At 40.9% G+C, this 17103-nt stretch carries 16 protein-coding genes; all 16 read right to left on the bottom strand.

Annotated features, from left to right (window positions below; all coding sequences use genetic code 11):
- Nucleotides 1–16 precede the first annotated feature (16 nt).
- Complete coding sequence (locus BM146_RS00240) at nt 17–1225, bottom strand: glycosyltransferase (RefSeq protein WP_074882732.1); 1209 nt, start codon at nt 1223–1225, stop codon at nt 17–19.
- A gap of 26 nt (nt 1226–1251) precedes the next feature.
- The gene (locus BM146_RS00235; protein WP_074882730.1) at nt 1252–2001 is read right to left on the bottom strand and encodes an SDR family oxidoreductase; all 750 of its coding nucleotides are present in this window, start codon (nt 1999–2001) and stop codon (nt 1252–1254) included.
- Nucleotides 1998–2435, bottom strand: coding sequence for a MaoC family dehydratase (locus BM146_RS00230; protein WP_074882728.1), 438 nt, complete (start codon nt 2433–2435; stop codon nt 1998–2000). Before BM146_RS00230 ends, BM146_RS00235 begins: the two co-directional genes overlap by 4 nt.
- A gap of 15 nt (nt 2436–2450) precedes the next feature.
- Entirely contained in the window at nt 2451–2690 is a 240-nt protein-coding gene (locus tag BM146_RS00225) for an acyl carrier protein (RefSeq protein WP_074882726.1), read from the bottom strand.
- 77 nt (nt 2691–2767) lie between these two features.
- On the bottom strand, nt 2768–4672 hold the full coding sequence (gene asnB / locus BM146_RS00220) for an asparagine synthase (glutamine-hydrolyzing) (protein ID WP_074882724.1): 1905 nt from the start codon (nt 4670–4672) through the stop codon (nt 2768–2770).
- A 39-nt stretch (nt 4673–4711) separates the two neighbouring features.
- Entirely contained in the window at nt 4712–5467 is a 756-nt protein-coding gene (locus BM146_RS00215) for a polysaccharide deacetylase family protein (protein ID WP_022772706.1), read from the bottom strand.
- 15 nt (nt 5468–5482) lie between these two features.
- On the bottom strand, nt 5483–6637 hold the full coding sequence (locus BM146_RS00210) for a glycosyltransferase (RefSeq protein ID WP_242949306.1): 1155 nt from the start codon (nt 6635–6637) through the stop codon (nt 5483–5485).
- Complete coding sequence (locus BM146_RS00205) at nt 6594–7529, bottom strand: methionyl-tRNA formyltransferase (RefSeq protein ID WP_074882720.1); 936 nt, start codon at nt 7527–7529, stop codon at nt 6594–6596. The genes BM146_RS00210 and BM146_RS00205 overlap by 44 nt, the downstream gene beginning before the upstream one ends.
- A gap of 421 nt (nt 7530–7950) precedes the next feature.
- On the bottom strand, nt 7951–9150 hold the full coding sequence (locus BM146_RS00200; RefSeq protein ID WP_074882718.1) for a glycosyltransferase: 1200 nt from the start codon (nt 9148–9150) through the stop codon (nt 7951–7953).
- The gene (locus tag BM146_RS00195; RefSeq protein WP_074882717.1) at nt 9150–10595 is read right to left on the bottom strand and encodes a glycosyltransferase; all 1446 of its coding nucleotides are present in this window, start codon (nt 10593–10595) and stop codon (nt 9150–9152) included. Before BM146_RS00195 ends, BM146_RS00200 begins: the two co-directional genes overlap by 1 nt.
- 101 nt (nt 10596–10696) lie before the next feature.
- Nucleotides 10697–11440 carry a DUF2334 domain-containing protein gene (locus tag BM146_RS00190; RefSeq protein ID WP_074882715.1) on the bottom strand — a complete coding sequence of 248 codons (744 nt, stop codon included), beginning with the start codon at nt 11438–11440 and terminating at the stop codon, nt 10697–10699.
- 180 nt (nt 11441–11620) lie between these two features.
- Complete coding sequence (locus BM146_RS00185) at nt 11621–12595, bottom strand: SDR family oxidoreductase (protein ID WP_074882713.1); 975 nt, start codon at nt 12593–12595, stop codon at nt 11621–11623.
- Between the two features lie 226 nt (nt 12596–12821).
- The gene (locus BM146_RS00180; protein WP_074882712.1) at nt 12822–14138 is read right to left on the bottom strand and encodes a nucleotide sugar dehydrogenase; all 1317 of its coding nucleotides are present in this window, start codon (nt 14136–14138) and stop codon (nt 12822–12824) included.
- A gap of 146 nt (nt 14139–14284) precedes the next feature.
- Nucleotides 14285–15376: a glycosyltransferase family 4 protein gene (locus tag BM146_RS00175; protein WP_074882708.1), complete on the bottom strand. Its 1092-nt coding sequence runs from the start codon at nt 15374–15376 to the stop codon at nt 14285–14287.
- A 17-nt stretch (nt 15377–15393) separates the two neighbouring features.
- A complete protein-coding gene (locus BM146_RS00170) occupies nt 15394–16383 on the bottom strand; it encodes an ATP-grasp domain-containing protein (protein WP_074882706.1) in 990 nt (329 codons plus the stop codon).
- A gap of 27 nt (nt 16384–16410) precedes the next feature.
- The gene (locus BM146_RS00165) at nt 16411–17052 is read right to left on the bottom strand and encodes a sugar transferase (protein WP_074882704.1); all 642 of its coding nucleotides are present in this window, start codon (nt 17050–17052) and stop codon (nt 16411–16413) included.
- Nucleotides 17053–17103: the final 51 nt, after the last annotated feature.

The raw sequence follows: 17103 nt of genomic DNA, 5'->3' as shown, positions 1-17103 counted from the left end.
TTACTCCTATTTCGAATCACATAAGTGAATCAAAGTATTCTTTCCATTTCTGATTTGTAACTTCAGGACTGCATTTTTCCTGAATCTTTACTGCTTCAGTTCCAATTTTTTCTGCAAAATCCTTATCTGTGATAAGTTTTTCAATCGACCTTACAAGAGAAGCTTTGTCATCTACAGGAATGAGTATTCCGTTTTCTCCGTTTGTTATAAGGTCTCTTGGTCCTCCGCAAGGACAATCCGTTGATATACATGGAAGTCCCAATGACATAGCCTCGATAAGAGAGTTTGGCATTCCCTCCTGCCTGGAAGCTAGAATAAACATAGATGCCTTCTCAATGTGCTCGGCAACGTGCTGCACACTTCCCTTAAATTCAACGTTTTTATCGATTCCAAGCTTAACTGCCATATTCTGAAGCTTTATCCTGTCAGGTCCATCACCATAGAATACAAGACTGTAGTCTTTATGGCCTTTTTCAAGGATTTCTTTAAATGCCTCCAGAACCATCGCCTGATTCTTATTGGCATCAAGCCTTGCCACCATCACAATTTTCTTTTCCCTCTCTCCTATATAACGCTTTCTGATAAAAGAAGGATTAATGGCATTTGGAAGAATTATACATTTCTTTTGTATGTATGCCGGAAATTTATCTTTTGCCCCCTGTGACTGAACTACAACACCTGCTGCCTTTCCAAACAGAGCAAGCATTGACGATTTCAAGGAAAGAGATGCATATTCCCTGTCAGGGTCTGAACGTACAGAAACTACTACCGGGATTTTCTCTCCGGTAGCAGTTGAAAGTGCCATAATATTATTTTTCCCAATAAAGCTAAGAATCAAGTCTGGCCCAAGGCTCTTCCAGATATCCTTAAGCTTTTTATGCCTCATGCGAAGGTTATAGGCACGTCCCTTTTGCTCAGATTTCAAGAGAGCAGAAAAGATACGGTCTATACCGCCTTTTTCACCGCCTTTTGGATCAACCCAGGCTGGATTCTCATCCAGGTCAGCCACAAGCTCAGCTCCTGGAGCTCCCGCAGGAACTCTTTTCCAAGCTGCATGCTTAACCTCATACTCGTTATCCGCAAGGTATGTAGTAACAAAGGTCACTCTGTAGCCCTGCTCGAAAAAGAAATCTGCAAGGTTCGTCATGACCCTCTCTGCCCCGCCCTTCTGAAGGGAGCCTATATACATCGCTATATGCTTTTTACTGTTGTTTCCTTGTTCCAAGGGATTATATTCCTTTCAAAATCTATTTAAAGGATCACATTACCATTACTTACGTTAAGATTCACACCGTTGATATAATTGCTATCCTCTGATAACAAAAATGCTATCGTAGGCACAACATCATCTACAGTTGCGTTCCTTTTTTCAGAACTGCCATCAGCTGCCATTTCTACCAGTCGTGAGTCGATCTCACTCAGAAGCTTAGTCTCAACCATTGAAGGGGAGACTGCATTTATATTTATCTTATTGCCCGCATTATCTGCAGCAAGCTGTCTTATAACACCATAAAGCATTGACTTTACCATGGTGTATTCAAGCATTGACTTTGCAGGCTGACCATTTACTACTGAAGAAAGAACCGCCACGACCTTGTTATGGTCTTTTCTTTTTACCATCGCAGGCAAAAAAGCTTTAAGGATTTCAACGAATGAATACACCTGTATCATGGCATTCCTCTGAAGTCTCTCAAGGTCAAAATCCTTTAGCCTTGTATATAAAAGCTTAGAGGCTGGGAAGTGAACTATGTGAGTTGGTATATTTTCCTCATCCTTAAGCTTTTGGATCATTGCATTTATATCAGAGGTAGAAGTGAAGTCTGCCTTTATCAGCTCCATTCTGTTTCCGTTTGACAGCTCTATTTTCTCAAGTTCTGTCTTATCAGAGTTGTAATGAAGGCAAAAAAGAGAATCTGTATAATCACTGTTAAGTTTTTTTACCAGACCTACGCCTAGATCTGAAGATGCTCCAAGTATAAGAAATGTCTTGTTGCTGTTCATTCAAGAAACCCCGCTAATATTTTGGCTTTTCCAACTTTCTTGCCATCCTGATTTACAATCTGTGCTGAAATTTCAATTGTTTTTGTGGCTTCATGCTTTACTTTTACAAATCCTGAAACCACTAATGTGTCCCCAATATAAACAGGTGATCTGAAAGAAGACTCTACGCTGTTAAGAATACAGTATTTTCCCGGAAGATAAACTCCTGCAAGAGTTGAATAAAATGAAGCTGTGAGCATTCCATAGACTACTCTGTCATTAAATCCCTCTGCTTTTGCAAAAGAACTGTCCATATGAAGAGGATTGTTATCTCCGCAGATCTCATAGAATTTCTCCATTTTATCCGCTGTAACAGTAGAAGAAAACTCTGCTTTAGTGTAATTGTCCTTACTTTCCTCTTTCGATACTATATCTTCGAATCTGTATTCGTTCATAAACTCCAGCCTTTATCAAAGTTTGCTGATGATAAGATCAGCCATCTCGCCTACATTTTTGAGAGAAACAATCTCTCCCATGGAGAACTTAACTCCAAATTCAGTCTCCATGGCATTGATAAGATTGATATGCTCAAGTGAATCCCAATCATCAATGTCGTCTGCTGTTGTCTCGTCTGTTACTGTGATATCGTCATCTTCAAAAACGTCTCTGAAAACTTCGTTCATTTTCTCAAAAACTTCTTCTCTTGTCATAATTAACCTCTTTCTTATCTATCTCAATATGTTTACTTGTAGATGATATACGGATTTCTGGAATTTAGTTCAAGATGTCATCCTATATAGTAGTTATACCACTGCTGGAAAATAAAGAATGACCAGGAAATCTTGCTGAAGTTAGCTCCTGTGGCAGGGCCTGCGTCTCCGTTCACAATGTAATTATTGATAAATTTGGAAACATACGCACTGTTGAAAATTCCCTGTTTTTCCAAAAATGAAGTGCTGCTGAAGTCCATGAGCTGGTCCTTTAACGGGCCTCTGAGCCACTGGTCCATAGGAACGCCAAAGCCAGTCTTGGGGCGATTAAGCAGCTCTTTTGGTATATAGTCATAAGCGATATCCTTAAGGATATGCTTCTTGTCACCGTCCATGTACTTGAACTTCTGAGGAATCCTGAAGGAGTACTCCATTACCTCTGTGTCCATGATAGGGCATCTGTTCTCAAGCGAATACTTCATGGATGCTCTGTCCATCTTCACCAGAATGTCATCCGGAAGGTAAGTGTCCATATCAAGTAACATTCGCCTTATCTGGAAGTCTTTTACCCCATATGAAGATTCAAACGGGAAAAGAACCGGCTGCTGCCCATCTGCGTCTCTATCAAGGCTCTCAATACCATTTATAAAGGCATGAGCAGACTTTACATAGCTTCCTGAAACAAGCTGAGTCTTGGTTTCAGGATTTCTGTTTGCAGCAACAACCTTAACCCTGAAAGGCATCTTATCTATAAGTTTGCCGCTTCCAAGAGGAATCTGGCCAAGAGCATTGACAATAGCTCCCGGAATCTCCAGTTGCTGAGCCTGTCTTACATTATCGTAAATATTATAACCGCAGAAAAACTCATCTCCGCCGTCACCTGAAAGAGCAACTGTTACGTCTTTTTTTGCAAGCTTACTTACAAGCATTGACGGGATCTGTGAGTTGTCTGCAAATGGTTCATCGTAGTACTGAGGAATGCTGCTTACAAGGTCAAACATCTCTTTTTCAGAGATATAGAGCTCTGTGTGGTCGCAGCCAAGGTGCTTTGCAACCTCTTTTGCATACTCAGCCTCGTTGTAGCTTGGCACGTCAAAGCCGATACAGAAGGTCTTCACCGGCTTATCAGAAAACTCCTGGGCCATGGCTGTCACAAGAGATGAATCATATCCGCCTGAAAGGAAGGTTCCAAGAGGAACATCCGCGATCATTCTGTCGGCAACTGCCTTTTTAAGTCTCTCTTTAAGCCCCTCTTTTGCCTCTTCGTAGCTCTCTATCCTGTCCTGGGACTTCTCAGCGTAAACCTTCTTAATATCCCAGTATTTCCACTTTGTCACTTCGCCTTTGTGGAACTTTAATACTCCACCGGCTTCAAGCTTGAAGACATTTTCAAAGATTGTGTCAGGAGCCAGAATATACTGCTGATACAGGTATCTTGAAATAACGTCTCTTCTGACTTCAGGCTTAAATCCGGGGCACTTCATGATAGGCTTAAGCTCTGAGCCAAATACAAGGTTCTCACCATCTATCCAGTAAAAGAGAGGTTTTTTACCAATTCTGTCTCTTACAAGATAAACGTCTGAGGTCTCTCTGTCGTAAATGGCGATGGCAAACATACCATGAATGTGGTCAACCATATCTATGCCCCACTTAAGGTAGGCAGCAATGATGACCTCAGTGTCACAATGCGACTTATATGGATAGTCTGACAATTCCTCTTTTAACTCAAGGAAATTGTAGATCTCGCCATTGAAAACAATCGTTATTCTACCATTGGCTGAATGCATGGGCTGGTGTCCTAATGGTGACAGATCAAGGATTGAAAGTCTTCTCTGGGCAAGTCCAACTGAATATCCGTCCTTGTCCTCGTAGATTGAAACACCGCTGTCATCCGGGCCTCTGTGGATCATTGTGTCATTCATGATCCTCAGCTCATCTTCACTTATTCTGTTTTTGGAAATATATCCGCAAATTCCGCACATTCTCTATGTCGTTTCCTTAACGTAATGTGTTATATACCATTAAAGTGGCAACTTTTCGAAGTTATCTCTAAGTGGTCCAAAATCCTTACACTCGTTGTCAATTGAATCAAGAAGCTCTACATACTTCTCATTGATAAGAGCCCTGTAATTCTCAAGGTTATCATATCCCTTCTTGGTCCATGCAAATGGATGTGTCAGAATCTGAATCTTTTGGTGCTTGCCAATTGTCTCAGCGTCAGGGTAACCGTATCTCCAGATGTGATTTGCATCTGACATGTACTTTACTTCAAGCTTTGACTCAGGTGTAGCCTTAGGGTCAAAAGAAAAGAAGTTGTCCTGATAAGCATTGATAATGCCGGGAATCTTGATGTTCTCTGCAAGTACATCAGGTGATGGTCTGTGAATTGAGAAAGAGTTGATCTCAAATCCAAGCATATTGCTGAGCATATCAATTTCCTGTCTGATACGCTCTCTTATGAGCTTCATATCAGTCATTCCGTTCAAAGCAAAGTGAAGACCGATTGTCTGGCCTCTTTCATGCATATCTGTGAGGATATCCCTGTTCTTTCTGGAAAGGATATTGTAGGAATTGTTAGTCCACTGGAAAAAGAATGTAGATCTGAAATCCATACTTTCCTCAACCTTTGACAGTGCATATGCTCTTTCTACTGAGTACTCTACGTCGTGTCTCATAATAATCCATGAATCTCTCTCAAGAGCTTCCTCATATGTAGCGTAAAGACCTGTCTCTTTTATTGCTCTAAGTATTTCTCTGTAATCTTCAAATGAAAACATGTTTGCTCCTTATCTTTATCTCTTTGATCTGGCGATCACTTCGTCAAGATAATCTCTCCACTGAACAAATACTGCGTCAGCGTTTGCTATTTCCTCTATCTTTGCAGCTTCTTTTCCGAGACGCTCAGCAAGCTCTCTGTCCTCGATGAGCTTGCTGATGCCCTCTGCCATCTTATCCTCATCTTTTATAGGAACTAAAAGTCCGTTCTTACCATCTGTCATAACGGTCCTGGGGCCGCCACAAGGGCAGTCTGTGGCAACAATGGGCATTCCCATTGCCATAGCTTCCAAAAGAGAGTTTGGCATGCCTTCCCAGTCTGATGAAAACGCATAAACCGCGCCCTTTGGAATCTCTTTTTCCAGCTCATCGCTGCCGCCCATTAGAAGTATGTAGTCTTCCGCATGATTTTCAGCAATTATCTTTTCAAGTATCTCTTTTGTTCCGTCAAAAGAATCAGGTCCATAAATCTTAAGCACGTAATCAGGATGTTTCTCATGAACCTTTATAAAGGCTCTGCAAAGCATAGGCTGATTTTTGAAGTCAACAAGTCTTGCATGATGAACAACAGCCTTTTCTCTTTCAGAAGGAGCTGTCACCCCAAAATACTTTGGATTAACAGGATTAAGGATTATCCTTGAATTGTCCTGAAGGTATGGCTTAAAGAACTCTTTTTGGCCTGTAGTCTGGAACACACAGCCTGCAGCTTTGGGGAATAACCATTTAATCTGAACCTTATCAGAAAGTGCATCGTAGTGCCCAACAGGGTCTGTCCTAATGGATATAACTACCGGAACATCGCTGTTTCCTGCTGCCATAAGCGCTCTGTAATTGGCTCTCTGAGCAAAGGCAATAAGGACATCGGGATGATATTTTTTAACGAACTCCTTTAAGTATTTAATACGTAAAAAGAACTTTGTTATACGGTTTTTCTTTTCATCGCCCTCACGAAGTCCAACATGAACGCGAGTAACTCTCTCATCGAGAGCAAATTCATTTTGGTCTACCCATTCAGTCGCAACATATACCTTGTAGCCCTCCTTGGCAAACTGATTGGCAAGGTTAGAAACTACTCTCTCTGCACCTCCCTGAACGAGGCAGTTTAAATGAAATGCAATTGTCTTCATATTACTTAAGTACCATTCCTGTGGATAATTCCACTTTACTATCAAATCTATCTATTCTCATGGATCCGTCAACAGTTCTTACTATTGGCTTTCCATCAAACATATCAACAATCTCTCCCGGAGCATAGGCCGAGAAATCGATCATCTCATCAAAAGGATGTGCCTCCCACACAGTAACTTTATGGTCTTCATCCTCAGTATCCGCATAGCAGAATGCCCCCGGGAAAGGAGCTGCCACACCGCGGATAAGGTTGTATATGTTTCTGGTCCTCTCATGGAAATCAATTTTTCCATCTGCCGCTGTACGCTTATTGTACCATGAATCAAAATCCTTTGAATCTGTGTGAATCTCGATTGTTCCTTTTTCCATGTAAGTCTTAACAAGCTTTCTAATGAGATTCTTGGAGCAGATCATGTTCTTGTACTGTGCTGTTCTGATATCATCGTGCTCATTAATCTGGAACATTTCTGTAGCAAAGATGTTAGGTGAGTCTGCATGCTCATCATATCTGAAGAGATTTAAGTTGAATCTTGTATCTCCAAGTATCATTGACCAGTTAAGCGGGCTTCTGCCTCTTCCGAAAGGAAGGTATCCGCAGTTGCCGTGGAATCCGTAGATTCCGGCTTTGAACGCGTCAAGGACTTCCTTGGGGATAAGTCTCTGCCATCCCATAACGATGCCCAGGTCAAAGATATTTTCAGAAATAAATTTCCTGGTCTTATCGTCGTTTAAGAAGTAGCTGTCTGCTTCAAAAACGGGGATACCGTATTTATCTGTTAAAAAGCTAAGTCCCTTAAAACCTGAAACCTGATTTTTCTCAGTGACCTTTGGTGCAATGGTGATGACAAGGTCAACAGGGCAAAGCTCTTTTTGAATGAAGTCTATAATATTTTCCGACGTATCTTTTACGCCAAAAACCACAACTTTGTAATGCATTTGTTATGGCTCCTTTCGTGAGGGTGTTGGGCAACTTGGGGATATATGGGGGTGTCGTGTTCGTGTGAGTATGTTTTTGCGGACGCTTTCGCTCCGTGAAAAACGCAGCGGTACTAAGGTGTCAAAAAAACGCCACCTAAGTACCGGCGTTTTTCAAGGCTCGCAAAAGGACATACTCGCACTCACACTCCCCCACCATATATCTCCCAAGTTGAATCTACGTTCCTTCCAAAATGTACCCGCCTCAGCAAATTGCTGGAGGAGGTACTATATGTGTAGCAGGAAGGTTTATTCTCTAGCGTTCAGTGTCAAACACTATACATATTATCTTGATATGTGTAATTTCATGTTTTATGACTGGCTTTGAAAATCATTCTTATCATTCATTTCTAGCGAAAAATATGAATGTATTTTCAAACTTTTATTCATACAGTCTAAATATATCATGAATGCTGTCACGGTATTTTTCGGGTGTATAATTCAAAGCTCGCTCGAAAGCACGTTCTGAATATTCATCTCTAAGGTTCTTATCATCAAGAAACATGCATATCTTCTCAGCAAGCATTTTCTCTTCTTCTGTTATATGAGTGATGTCCATATCCACATTTTCACCCATATCAGGTACTAGTATACCATATTTGCCGTTTATAGGCTCTTTTATGCTGTCGCCGCTTGGAATTCGAGTGATGAGATCGTTGTACTGAATATCATCAAGTAATATCTCTCGCGGGCCTGTCTTGCAATCGGCAGAGATAAGGGGCTTTTTAAGGGCCATTGCTTCAAGGACTGCATTTGGAAAGCCTTCGTGGTTTGAGCTGCAAACGTAGATATCAGACTTTGATACGTATGCAAAGGGATTCTTTCTGTTCCCGGGAAGGAATATTTTATCAGAAAGGCCCATCTTTTCTGCCATCTCTATGTAGGGCTCCCAGTTACCGGCACCAAGAACCATAAGGCGCGCCTTAGGATGTTTTTTCTCAACAAGCGAAAAAGCCTTTACAAGATGCCAGATTCCTTTGATATAGTCGTTTCTGCCCATGCAGGCGATTACTTTGCAATCTTTATCAAATGGAAAGTCATCTATGTCTTCGCTTCCTTTTTTCTGAATATCTTCAGTATCAAGAGGGTTATAGATATAGGTACTTCTGTCGTAGTTAAAATCTCTTTTCAGCTGTCTTACGATTTCTTTCGAACAGGACAGAACCTGGTCCGATTTTTTACAAAAAAGATTAACCTGGCCCCGGTTTTCCATGTCGGTCTGGCAGCGAAGTCCCGTGAGAACTTTTTCTTTTCCTTTGGAAAGGACATTCACATAGTTGGAAGAGCTGCCAAAACTGTACGAAATGTCTATATTAAGGTCTTTCTTTATTTTCTTAACCTTTTGAACTCGCTTCAGCACGTTTATAACTTTATTGATCTTTCCTTTTTTGGCGGGAACATCAATGTCGATCACATCAAGGCCCGTTATGTCAAAGTTAATATCCTTTGAACTAAAGATAAGGATGTGAACGTTATAAAAATCCTGCATGAGTCTGGCAGTTGTAACGCACACTCTCTCAAATCCGCCCTGATGGAGCATTGGAACCATAAGTAAGAGGTTCTTTTTGGAGTTATCCTGCATTAAAAACGTCCTCTCTCGTAAAAGTAAGTCATCATTTTTGCCTGGCTCTTAACGTCAAAACCTGCGCGACGAAGCTTACTCAAAATATATTCGGAAGATTTTTCTCTGTCTCCGATTGAATAATCATTTACATCATATCGTTTTGTTTTCATCTCTGATGGAGCATTGAGCTGTTCAAAGCCTGTATTCTTATCAAGAGCATCAAAATCCGGCATATCATCGGACTCAAACATGCTCTCCCTGCGCTCGCCTGCTATGGCTGTAAGTGTCTGGTTAAGCTTGATTTCCTCCATGAGAGGATTAATTTGAGAACTTTCTCTAAGGAGCAGATCATCGAGAATTTTCCTTGCCCAGTCTTTTGGCTCTGATTTTATGCTCATCATAGAAACAAGTTCAGTAACATTAACTTCAGTAGTTACCGAATCAGACACGAGACACTGAAGTCCTGCTGCCTGAGCCTCGATAACGCTTCCGGGAAGTCCCTCATATCTGGAAGGAAAACAGAAATAATCCATAGCCTGATAGTACTCGCTGGCATTACTTTTATTCCCCGCAAATATACATCTGTCATATATGTGAAGCTTTTCAGCCTTGTTCTTCATTTCATCCATGAGCGGACCTTTTCCAAGCATAAGGAGCCTTATTCTCATACCATGAAGCATGCTGTACTGATTTTTTTCATCATTGTCAAGGAATCTGCAAACATGAGCAAAAACCTCCAGCAAAAACTCGTGATTTTTGGCATATCTAAAGCTTCCTACATGGCCTATTACGATGGCGTTGGAAACGTTCAGCTCATCTCTTATTTTTTTCCTTACCTGCTCATTATATGCAAAGCGCTTAAGGTCAATGGCATTAGGTATTATACGAACGCTGCCTGCATCTACCATTTCCTGCCCAAAAACTGAAATGCCTGCTTCTTTGGAGCACGCAAAGCTATAATCAGCTATTCCCTCCTTATGGAGAGGTTTTCTAAGCACTCTTGTGGCAATGCCCTTTACTCCCTGATCAACTCCTGCACTTCTTGCATGAGCTATGCAAATTGGGATTCCGGCCTTTTTGGCTATCGGAAGGTAAATTGCTGCAGTGCTGGTCATGTGGCCCTGTACCACTTTCCATTCGTTTGGATGTTCTTTAAAGAACTGCTTTATGGCCTTTTTATATTCCACAAGGTTCGTTCCAACAAATCTAGGAAGACAGTAAATTCTGCCTCCCAGCTTTTTTACGCTTGCATCAAAATAGTCCGGCTCGCGAACTGCCATGAGTTCATCGGAAGTCGGACTCTTTTTACCTGTTTTTTCCGGAGAATAGTGTACAAGAAAATCAAACTGGATCTTGTCTCTATCCAGGTTTCGATACAAATCAATAATACGGCATTCTGCGCCGCCTACTCCAAGTCCCCCAAGAACATGAAGGACCCTTATCTGTCCATATCCTTCTTCCATATCATTTCTCCCGGCTTTTTAAGTTCAAATATCAATGCCCTTTTGACTCAATCTGTATCAATAAGGGAACAGCAAACTTTAAGGCTCACATAATCATAAATTTACATCATAGAACTTTTGAAACGAACGGCTATATACTTTCCCTTCGCCAGTACATATTCATATAAGTTTCCTACAAAACTCCGACTTCTTACATTATACTTTGAAAACTCGGAATAGGAAACAACCTGTGCTTTATCAAAAAGCTTTTCAAATCTTTCAAAATCTTTTTCATCCATCACATTGGGATGATATACAAAAGTCGTGATGCCATCTTTAGTTGATGCAACACTCTTAGACTTTTGAAGAGATATGGGATAAAAAGTAAGCCCGCACCTTCTGTATGGCTTGTCACCAAAACCATCAGTAATCGTAGTAAACCCACTTGCCTTAAGTGCTTTTAAGGTAACACGATCATAAGAGTGGGAAGGAGCCATGAAAATATCTGCCTTTATTCCATGGCTTTCAAATATTTTTCTACCGTTCTGAATCTTTTCAAGCTGAGTCTGATAATCGTAACCGGCAAACTCAGATTTACTGTTAAGCGGGAATATTCCTCCGTTAACAGTGGTATATAAATGATTGCATCCATGCATGGAAACAATCCAGCCTTCATCCTGAAGCTTTTTTATGTACTCCCAGAAACCTTTTGGAGCATCTGATATTTTTAATTTACTGTCCTTGTTATCAGGAATGACTCCAATAAGTGGCTTTATCCCGTGTTTATCCAGGATTGCCTTGAATCTATTAAAGTTTCTCCAATCAATTTCCGGAGCAATATCATCAATTCGGATTGTTATCTTCATGGTCATCCTCGTGTGTAAGATATAAGCATGACTTCGCTTCGCTCTCGTCATGCTACGAATATTCGGAAATCGATATGCTCATTCTTTGCATATCTTTTTTTCCTCATCTTCGTTCGGTCTTCAAGGTCATGTGAATTATCATGCAAGCATGAAATTCTCATGACTTTGAATCCCTATATCTTATAGGTTTTCTTTATACCAGTCGATTGCGAGCTTGATTCCTGCCTGGAAATCATAGGAAGGATCGTAGCCAAGATTCTTTCTTGCTTTTGAGATATCAGCATTGGAATCTCTTATATCACCGGCACGTGGAGGTCCAAATATTGGCTCTACATCCATGCCAAGTGCTTCTGTAAGGTGGTGATAAACATCGATAAGGAACTCTCTTCCACCTGCACCAATGTTGTAAGCTTCACCTGCTGCCTCTGAAGAAGCAAGACAAGCACGCAGGTTACCTTCAATAACGTTATCTACATATGTGAAGTCACGGGACTGTTTTCCATCACCATTGATTGTAGGTGTCTCACCGTTCATGAGCTGACGGAGGAACTTAGGAATTACGGCTGCATAAGCTCCGTTAGGATCCTGTCTTCTTCCAAATACATTGAAATAACGAAGGCCGTATGTATCGAGGCCGTAAAGCTTTTTGTAGAGCTTACCGTATTCTTCATCTGTCTTCTTTGTAAGCGCATAGGGAGAAAGAACGTTGCCTTCCTGTCCTTCTTTCTTGGGAAGAGTTGTGGAATCACCATAAACAGATGAACTTGAAGCATAGACGAACTTCTTAACTCCATTCTGCCTTGATGCTTCCATCATGTTAAGTGTTCCTCTGATGTTGATCTCCTCATACAAAAGAGGCATCTCAATACTTCTTGGAACTGAGCCCCAGGCAGCCTCATTAAGAACATAATCTACACCCTTTGTAGCTTCCATACATGCATCAAGGTCTCTGATATCCTTCTCGATGAATGTAAACTTAGGATTGCTCATAAAAGGCTGGATATTTTCAATATGTCCTGTTGAGAGGTTGTCCATACATCTAACTGTATAGCCCATATCAAGAAGAGCCTCACAAATGTTGGAACCAATAAAACCAGCTCCTCCGGTAACAAGGAACACTGAATTTTCCGGGAATTTTAACTCTTTATAACTCATGTACAACTCCTTATATCTCTAATGTTATCTAGTGTTTCACAATATAGTTCTTTGATAAACAGATTTTATAGATATGAGCAAGTGCATAGGATGACTTTGCCAGCCTTTGAGCTCGTCGGCACTTATGTCATGTTTTTTATGACATTAGTACCGCTACGAAGCTCATGGAGCGAAAGCGTCCGCAAAGCATCTATGCACGATTCATATCCATAAAATCGTCCGGTTATCAAAGCCTCCAGTAGTCAAATTCCGGAGCCTTATAGTCGTTCATGTCGTAGATGCCCTTAAGGTCCATAAATACCTTTGTGGCATGAGCAGGATTGAAGAACTTTGTAATGTCTGCCGGCTTGTAATTCTCAAACTCTTTGTGAGCCACAGCTACGATAACAGCATCCATGTCTTTTACCGCATCAAGAGTATCGAACTCAATTCCGTAAAGTCTCTCAGCTTCATCTGAATCAGCTTCCGGGTCAACCACTACAGGTGTAATGCCATACTCTAAAAGTTCGTTGTAAATATCAATTACCTTTGTATTTCTTGTATCAGGGCAGTTCTCCTTGAATGTAAAGCCAAGGATTGCCACCTTCGCATTCTTAACAGCAATGTCATTGGCGATAAGTCTCTTTACAGCAGACTCTGCAATATACTTACCCATATCATCGTTGATACGTCGTCCTGAAAGGATAATCTGTGAGTGATAACCAAGTTCCTCAGCCTTGTATGTAAGATAGTAAGGGTCAACACCGATACAGTGACCACCTACAAGTCCCGGTCTGAAGTTAAGGAAGTTCCACTTTGTGCCTGCTGCCTCAAGTACGCTCTTTGTGTCTATATCCATCTTATGGAAGATCATTGAAAGCTCGTTCATGAAAGCGATATTGATATCACGCTGTGAATTCTCGATAACCTTTGCAGCCTCAGCAACCTTGATCGACTGAGCCTTGTATACGCCTGCAAGAGCAACGAGGCTGTATACGTTTGCAATTTCTTCAAGAGTCTCTTCATCCATACCTGAAACAATCTTTGTAATAGTATCAAGTCTGTGAACCTTGTCACCCGGGTTGATACGCTCAGGTGAATAACCAACCTTGAAATCAACACCGCACTTAAGTCCTGACTCTTTTTCAAGAATAGGAACACAGATATCCTCTGTTACTCCGGGATATACGGTTGACTCGTATACTACAATAGAACCCTTTGTGAGGTACTTACCAAGTGTATGGCTTGCTCCCTCTACAGGTGAAAGGTCAGGTGTATGATCGTCATTAACAGGAGTAGGAACTGCAACAACGTGGAATTTACATTCCTTAAGTTTTTCAGGATCTGCTGTAAATTCAACAGAAGTCTCTTTTATGGCTGCGTCTCCAACTTCTCTTGTAGGGTCAATTCCTTTTTTATAAAGATCAACCTTAGCAGCATTGAAGTCATATCCTACAACCTTGATTTTTTTGGCGTAGGCAACTGCTATAGGCATTCCTACATATCCAAGTCCTACAAGTGATAACTTTTCCTCTCCAGAAAGGAGCTTTTCATATAAGCTCATCGTGTATCCTCCGCACTAAAAATTATTTCAATTAATTCAAAGACAAGACTCTGAAACATGCTTTCGCTTGGCTCTGAATAGTTACATGTCATTAACATACATAGGTATTATACTACGGCTGTCAAATATGACAAAGCGTCTGCTTATCAAGCAATTATCTCATCTATGTATGCCTTGATTATCTTTTTCCTGTCAAAATTGTTTTCAACCCAGCTTCGGCCATTACGTCCCATTTCTTTTCGGCTCTGTGCATTAAGCTGCATGAATCTGTCCAGCGCCTTTGCCAATGCTTCTTTATTTCTTGGTTCAGCCAAAAATCCGGATCTGTCTTTATCTACAATTTCCTTGCAGCCACTTATATCAGAGGCAATTACAGGGCGTCCTGTTGCAGCGGCTTCCATAAGAACATTGCTCATTCCCTCATGGTAAGATGGATGAACAACTGCATCAGCCTCTTTCAGGTATGGATGAATATCTTTTTGGTAAGGGATCATCTTAATGATTCCAGCCTTCTCAGCCTCTTTTACCCTGGTCTCGAAATCATCTTCACAATAACCGATAGCTGAAAATGACACCTTATCGCCATATTTCTCATGAAGCTTATCGGCTGCATAGAGGTACTCTTCAGAGCCCTTTTCCTTCATAATCCTACCAATATAAAGGAATCTTGTAACGTCATCGCTGTGGCCGGGGTATTCTTCAAATTTGTGTTTATCAAGATTAACGCCGGAGCCATTTACAGTCACATGCTTTTTGGCATGTATGCCACAGTTTTCAAATATCTGCCTGTTGTTCTGATTCTGGAAAAAGAGGCATTTGCATTCCTTTAAAGAAGTCTTGTACATGGCAATTATCATCTTTAAAAGAATACCACCGCGTTCAAAAGTGCTTCCAAGTCCTGTAATAGTTGAAAAATACGGAATCTTTGCAAGTCTGCAAGCAAAACCGCCGTAAATATTCGGCTTTATTGTATAAGTTAAAACAACGTCGGGGCGCTCACTTTTTAAAAGTTTTCTATAAGCGCCAAAAAGAGCCAAGTCCTGTACAGGATTGACTCCGCGTCTGTTTATGTCAGTATGAACCACCCTGCATCCCTCTGCAGTCAGTTCCTTCACCTTAAGATCATCAGGCAGACTTATTACTATTTCGTAGCCTTCCTTCATGAGTCCCAGAAGGAGTTCATTTCTGAAGTCATAGAGCCCGCTTGATGAATTTGCTAGTATTAACGCCTTTGGCATAATGTCACCTTTATGATTTATTTTGCTAACTTATCTTCAGGAAGAATACAGAGTTCATTGTATTTCATCATGTAAACGCCTTCCTGATAATCTCCGATATTGACCGGATTCTCCCTGCCGTTAAGGTTATTGATAATGCATCTTGGGAAGTTCACTCCGCATGCATATGCATGTGGATAACCACCGCCAAAACGAGGATTTACTTCTGAAAGATACCAGATATCCGTGGCATTGTCATAGAAAAGATCAATGTCGATCATTCCTCTGTAGCCTACAATCTCAACAAATGATGCAATCTGTTTAAAGAGGCGTTCATCCTTTACTGAAACAGACTTATCTGTCTCACCGGCTCTCATTTTTATCTTTTCCTTGAGGAAGATATCTGTGCACTTGCCGGAAATAAGGTCTATATAAACATCTGCACCATACTCCTGGCCTCTCATGTACTCCTGAATGATAAGGTCATCGAAGTCGTGGAAAAGAGCTATAAGCATCTCTTTTGACTCGACAGCATTTATATTTATCGATGCACTTCCGTTTCTGGGCTTTACAAACACAGGAAAATCAACCTCTCCTGCAGCCTGCGCAGTCTCAAAATCCTCCATTGAGAGATAACACTTTGCTGTGGGTATACCAAGCTTAACAAGCATCTCGTACATACGGTACTTATCAAGACTTGTCTCGCAAAGTTCATAGGAAGAGACAATAGGAGTAACTCCGGCTTCTGTAAACCTGTCAGCATTCTCAGCCAAAAGAGAAAGCTCAGGATCTATAAGACTAAATACTCCGTTAATATTATTTTTTTTGCAGACTCCAAGGATCTCATCAATGTAAAAAGGGTCCTTTATCTTTGGAACGATTATCGCTTCGTCCGCATCATATATGGCTGGTCCAATGTTGGAACAGTCTGTGGCAAACACCTTGCCATTATGCGCAAGTTCTTTTTTGAAAGCCTGCACTACTTTATTTCTGGTTCCTGCACTTAATATCAAAATATTAGTAGCCATATTCACCCCTCTTTTTATAAATAAAATTTATTTAAGCTTTCCTGTCTTTTCCAAACGCTCTTTTCTTATCTGAGCGAAATTTCCTTCAACTTTATTGGTATCTTCTGCGACCTGATCTGTGTGACCAAAGACTGTCCTGAAGGTAAGTCCGATAACTTTGAGATCCATGAGGAAATTCAGGTTTTCCACATACTGTGCATCGATTTCAAATCTTGTATCCCAGTCAACTGTGTTTCGGCCGCTTACCTGAGCAAGTCCTGTAAGACCGGGTCTTACGGTATGTCTTAATTTCTCGCGCTCTGTGTAATATGGAAGATACTCAACAAGAAGCGGTCTAGGTCCGATAAAGCTCATATCTCCCTTAAGGATGTTAAAGAACTCAGGGAGCTCGTCAAGACTGGATTTTCTGAGGAAATTGCCAAACTTTGTAAGTCTGTCCTTATCAGGTAGAAGCTTTCCATCAGCATCTCTTTTATCTGTCATGGTCCTGAACTTATAGAGGTTAAAAATCTTCTCATTCTTACCCGGGCGGGCTTGTTTAAAAAGGATCGGACTTCCAAGCTTAAACCTTACAAGTATTGCCAAAACCAGATACAACCAGCAAAACAGCACCAGCACCAACAGAGAAAGCAAAATATCAAGTAATCTTTTTATACATTTTTTATACATAAATACCTCGGCAAGATTGTTACTTCTGCTGCACTAAACTCGTAATAACCT

Origin of the sequence: Butyrivibrio proteoclasticus (assembly GCF_900115735.1) — a bacterium.
GTDB classification, from domain to species: domain Bacteria; phylum Bacillota; class Clostridia; order Lachnospirales; family Lachnospiraceae; genus Butyrivibrio; species Butyrivibrio proteoclasticus_B.
The sequence above is the reverse complement of the archived record's forward strand: the minus strand, read 5'-3'. Positions and strand labels throughout refer to the sequence as shown.

What these genes read in the sequence shown, in the direction of transcription:
- BM146_RS00235 (WP_074882730.1), bottom strand. Translation starts at nt 2,001, where the DNA reads ATGAACAGCAACAAGACATTTCTTATACTTGGAGCATCTTCAGATCTA.
- BM146_RS00230 (WP_074882728.1), bottom strand. Translation starts at nt 2,435, where the DNA reads ATGAACGAATACAGATTCGAAGATATAGTATCGAAAGAGGAAAGTAAG.
- BM146_RS00225 (WP_074882726.1), bottom strand. Translation starts at nt 2,690, where the DNA reads ATGACAAGAGAAGAAGTTTTTGAGAAAATGAACGAAGTTTTCAGAGAC.
- asnB (WP_074882724.1), bottom strand. Translation starts at nt 4,672, where the DNA reads ATGTGCGGAATTTGCGGATATATTTCCAAAAACAGAATAAGTGAAGAT.
- BM146_RS00215 (WP_022772706.1), bottom strand. Translation starts at nt 5,467, where the DNA reads ATGTTTTCATTTGAAGATTACAGAGAAATACTTAGAGCAATAAAAGAG.
- BM146_RS00205 (WP_074882720.1), bottom strand. Translation starts at nt 7,529, where the DNA reads ATGCATTACAAAGTTGTGGTTTTTGGCGTAAAAGATACGTCGGAAAAT.
- BM146_RS00200 (WP_074882718.1), bottom strand. Translation starts at nt 9,150, where the DNA reads ATGCAGGATAACTCCAAAAAGAACCTCTTACTTATGGTTCCAATGCTC.
- BM146_RS00195 (WP_074882717.1), bottom strand. Translation starts at nt 10,595, where the DNA reads ATGGAAGAAGGATATGGACAGATAAGGGTCCTTCATGTTCTTGGGGGA.
- BM146_RS00190 (WP_074882715.1), bottom strand. Translation starts at nt 11,440, where the DNA reads ATGAAGATAACAATCCGAATTGATGATATTGCTCCGGAAATTGATTGG.
- BM146_RS00185 (WP_074882713.1), bottom strand. Translation starts at nt 12,595, where the DNA reads ATGAGTTATAAAGAGTTAAAATTCCCGGAAAATTCAGTGTTCCTTGTT.
- BM146_RS00180 (WP_074882712.1), bottom strand. Translation starts at nt 14,138, where the DNA reads ATGAGCTTATATGAAAAGCTCCTTTCTGGAGAGGAAAAGTTATCACTT.
- BM146_RS00175 (WP_074882708.1), bottom strand. Translation starts at nt 15,376, where the DNA reads ATGCCAAAGGCGTTAATACTAGCAAATTCATCAAGCGGGCTCTATGAC.
- BM146_RS00170 (WP_074882706.1), bottom strand. Translation starts at nt 16,383, where the DNA reads ATGGCTACTAATATTTTGATATTAAGTGCAGGAACCAGAAATAAAGTA.
- BM146_RS00165 (WP_074882704.1), bottom strand. Translation starts at nt 17,052, where the DNA reads ATGTATAAAAAATGTATAAAAAGATTACTTGATATTTTGCTTTCTCTG.